Here is a 4,311-nt window from a genome sequence, read left to right as displayed (position 1 = left end):
GCGTTGCAAGGCCATTGGACACCGCTGCCGCCGCGAAGCTTGTCATAGGTCAGCCCGGTGTAATCGCGGGGCCGCCCGGCACTGCACTTCTTCCACGCTTCGAACGCCGACTCGGCGTCGGTCCACGCCGGAAGCGGCTCGCCGTCTTTGTCGCGGAAGTCCATCCGTCGCGCGTAGTCGAGGAAGATATCGAGGTCGGGGCGCGCGGATCCCGGCGGTTCGACGGCCTTTTCGGAGAGGTGCACGGTGCGGTCAGCGTTGGTGAACGTGCCGGTTTTCTCGCCCCACGCCGCGGCAGGCAATACCACGTCGGCCAGTTCGGCGGTCTCGGTCATGAAGATGTCCTGGACCACCAGAAACAGCCGGGTCTGAGACAAGATGTCGCGGATCCGCGCCAGTTCAGGCAGCGACACCGCGGGGTTGGTCGCGCTGACCCACAGCATCTGCAGCGTGCCTTCTTCGGCGAAGCGGAACATTTGCATGGCGTGGGTGGGCGGCCCGTAGTGCGGAATCTGTTGCGGCTCAACGTTCCACACCTGCGCCAGATCGGCGACGTGACTGTCGTTGGCCCAGTTGCGGAATCCTGGAAGGTCGCCGTCGGCGCCGCATTCGCGAGTGTTCTCCGCGGTGGGCTGGCCGTTCATCTGCAACACACCACAACCCGGCTTGCCCAGCATGCCGCGGATGAGGTGAATGTTGTTGACTTGCACGGCCGCTGAGGTGGCCTGGTGGGACTGGTAAAACCCTTGCAGCACAGTAGACAGCAGCCGATCCGCGGTGCCGATCAGCCGGGCCGCGCGCCGAATGTCATCGTCGGCCACCCCGCAGATCTCGGCGACGCGCTCCGGCGGATACTCCGCGACTCGCTTGCGCAATTCGTCGAAACCAACTGTGTTGGAGTCGATCCAGTCGTGATCGACCCAGTCGTGGGCGATGATTTCGTGCAGCAGGCCGTTCATCAACGCCACGTTGGTGCCGGGCAGTGGCGCCAGGTGCACGGTGGCCTCGCGGGCCACCGGCGTGAGCCGCGGGTCGACGCACACGATTGCCGGTGGCGACGGGCCGGCCAGCCGGTCCAGCATCCGCGCCCACAACACCGTCTGCGTCTCGGCGACGTTGTGTCCGAACAGTGCGATCACGTCGGCGTGATCGACGTCGGTGTAGGAGCCCGGCTGGCCGTCGCAACCGAACGATTCCTTGAGCGCCGCAGCTGCGGTCGCCGTACACAGCCGGGTGTTGCCGTCGAGGTGGTTGGTGCCGATCGCCCCGCGGGCGATGACGGCCTGGGTGTAGTACTCCTCCAGGAACAGTTGCCCGGAGGTGTAAAAGCCGATCGCGCCGGGGCCGTGGCTGTCCAGCAACTCGCGGCTGCGCTTTACCACGCGATCCATCGCGGTGTCCCAATCGCAGGGTCGCAGCCGCCCCCGTTTGCGGATCAGCGGGGTGCTCAGCCGGTCTCGCGAGGCGTTGGCCTGCCAGCCGAACATGTCCTTGGGGTCGAGCCGTCCACGATTGACCCGATCGATTGCCCGACCGCGGACACCCACCATGCGTCCGTCCTTGACCGCGATGTCCAGGCCGTCGCCGTTGGAATGCAGCACCGCCGCCGACTGCACCCAGCGATCCACCGACTCCGGGCTGATCCCGTCGGCCAGGTAGCTGTCCACTCGCTGCGACCACTGCTCGCCCGACGCGTACGGGGTGCGGACACCCCACGGGTTAGCGATCGGATCGATGGCAACCATGCCCGGGGCGTACCCGACCTGGGCATACCCAAACTTAGACGCCGAACTCGGCGGCCATACCGTCGATCCCGGCGCGGATCGCGGCCAGCGCATCGGCTCGGGTCCGCAGTTTCGTCGCGGCGTGTGCGGACTGCCTGAGGGTGGCGAATTCCCGCGCGGCTTCCTCGGCGCGGCTGAGCACCATATCGGGCAGCACGATTTCGTCGATCCAGCCCGCGGCGATTGCGGTTTCGCCGAAGAACGTCTTCGCCAGCCCCGCGGCTTGCTGGTAAGCCGATCGCGTCAGCCGCAGCTTCATCACTTCCAGCGCCGCGTACGGGATCGTCATCCCGATCTCGACCTCGTTGGCCTGAATGTTGAAGCCGGGTGCGGCCACCCGGTGATCGCCGCTGGCCAGCAAGAACGCACCCATCGCGATGGCGTGGCCGGTGCAGGCCATCACCACCGGCTTGGGATAGGACAGCAGGCGATGGGAGAGTTCAAAGCCGCCCTTGAGCATGTCGATCGCGGGCTGAATGTCGCCGGACGTCAACACTTTTAGGTCGAACCCACCGCTGAATACCCGGTCGTTTCCAGCGATCACCAGCGCGCCGACGTTGTCGCGGTCGGCGTTGTCGAGCGCATCGCCCAGGGCCTGCTGCATCGTTGGGCCGAGGACGTTGGCCTTGCCGTCGTCCATCGTGATGAATGCGACGGAGTCGTCGAGGCGATAGGTGACCGGTCCGCTCATGGGTGTCGCTCGACCACTCGCTCGTCGCGGTGCTTGCCGAGCTCGGCCTGGGCGTCACCCCAACGCAGGCTGACATCGGTTGGCGGCGCGTCGATCTGGCGGGTTCGCCAGCGGTCCTTGGTTTCCTCCACCGCGCGGTTCATCCGTTCGATCTCGCTGCGGAAGACATCGGCGCGAGTCTCCTTGGTGGCGTAGTGGAAATAGGTCAGCATGCTTCGAAGAAGTTCCAGCTTCTCCTTTTCCCGCTTGGCCAGGTTGTGGGTCGTCATCAACTCGATCCGCTGGACCGGCGGAAGCGCATCCCAGTCCAGCACCACCTTGGTTTCAAACGGCCGCCGACGCCGCTGCCAGAACTTCCAACCGCGCGCAGCATCGGCACGATCGTAGTAGGTCAGCGTGCCGGGAAAGCGCGACTCGATGCCCTCACCGAGCTCGTTGCGGTCGAGCGCCGAATCCCACACCGTGCGCCATTCCTGGCCGGGTGCCAGCGTCGGCAACTGGCGGGGGAGTTTCAACTCGACGACATCCGCGTATCCATCGGTGGCGTTTTCGTATTCGGCGACCGTCGGTGGGTGCGGAAACGCGAACTGCACGTCGTAGGCCGGGGTCTTGCCGAAGTTCCGCACCACCAGCTCGATCAGATGCCAATCGGCGGCGTGCGGCTCCATGAACATCCCGACATGTGGCCGGGTCTCTTCGGTTGCCAGCCGGCGATTGCGGCGGATCTGTGCATTGGCGTAGAGCAACGCCAATACGCCCAGAATGGCCAAAGCCCAGACGGCCCATGCCAACCAGGTGCCGGACGAGGCGCCCGCCACCTGATGCCAACGATCTTCGATCCATCCCATCGAAGAATTCATCCCTCCGCTTATATCACAGCGCTTACGGGCGAAAAACTTCGCTGGAAGGCCCGTAAATGCTTATTTACCCGCCCATAAACGTTCGCCACTGATCGAGATCGGCGACGCGATAGACATAGTTGGAACGCTTGACCTCCGACAACGACGCACTGGGTTCGAGCGAGTACCAGTGTCCGGGAAACACCGTCGGATCACCAGCCAGCTGGGCAAGCTTTTGCAGGCTGCGGAACATCTCGTCGGAGTCGCCGCCGGGAAAATCGGTGCGGCCACAGCCTTCCAAAAACAGCGTGTCACCGGCAACCAGCCGGCCATCGAGCAGAAAACATTGGCTGCCCGGCGTGTGACCGGGGGTGTGCAATAGCTCGATTTCGATGTCGCCGACGCTGACCCTGTCGCCATGCTCATGTTGGGTGAGATCGCCCATGCCGATCCCGGTGATACGCGAAACAAACAGCGCCTCTTGGGAATTCACGTGGACGGGGACGCTGACCCGCTCCAGCAGCTCGGCCAGCCCCTTGAGTTCGAAGCCCATCATCGAACCACCGACATGGTCAGGGTGGTGATGGGTGACCAATACCCCGGACAGGTGCATGCCGTCGGCCTCGCACGCGTCGAGCAGATCGCCGGCCGCATATGCCGGGTCGACCACCACGGTGTCGCCGGTCTGGCGGTCCCCGATCAAGTAGGCGAAATTGCGCATCTGGGTCGCGAACCCGTCACCCTTGGCGAAGTCGCGGCCGGACAGCAGTTGGCGAAAGTACAGCCGGTCGGAGTCAGGCACCTGATCAGCCTATGGCCCTCGTCGGTCGCGCGTCGTCGTGGGATGGCATACCCGCTGGGTTTGGTGCCCTCGCGGGCCAGGCTGTACCCTCTTTTAGGCCCGCGGCGCAGGCTCGACTGGTCGCTACGGGTGCGCCCCCTTAGCTCACTCGGTAGAGCGTTTCCATGGTAAGGAAAAGGTCAACGGTTCGATTCC

Annotated in this window: 4 protein-coding genes; all 4 read right to left on the bottom strand. The window is 64.7% G+C overall.

Going from position 1 to position 4,311, the window contains the following annotated elements:
• A partial coding sequence (locus tag WBF82_RS16255) for a molybdopterin-dependent oxidoreductase (RefSeq protein WP_424384008.1) occupies positions 1–1,745 on the bottom strand: 1,745 nt, incomplete at its 3' end.
• Positions 1,746–1,779: 34 nt separating this feature from the next.
• Entirely contained in the window at positions 1,780–2,475 is a 696-nt protein-coding gene (locus WBF82_RS16250) for a crotonase/enoyl-CoA hydratase family protein (protein ID WP_424384007.1), read from the bottom strand.
• The gene (locus tag WBF82_RS16245) at positions 2,472–3,335 is read right to left on the bottom strand and encodes a hypothetical protein (protein WP_424384006.1); all 864 of its coding nucleotides are present in this window, start codon (positions 3,333–3,335) and stop codon (positions 2,472–2,474) included. Before WBF82_RS16245 ends, WBF82_RS16250 begins: the two co-directional genes overlap by 4 nt.
• A gap of 64 nt (positions 3,336–3,399) precedes the next feature.
• Entirely contained in the window at positions 3,400–4,116 is a 717-nt protein-coding gene (locus WBF82_RS16240; RefSeq protein WP_424384005.1) for an MBL fold metallo-hydrolase, read from the bottom strand.
• Between the last annotated feature and the right edge of the window lie 195 nt (positions 4,117–4,311).

Source organism: Mycobacterium sp., assembly GCF_049673265.1.
Taxonomy (GTDB): domain Bacteria; phylum Actinomycetota; class Actinomycetes; order Mycobacteriales; family Mycobacteriaceae; genus Mycobacterium.
Note: the sequence above shows the minus strand (reverse complement) of the source record. Positions and strands in the feature narration are given on the sequence as shown.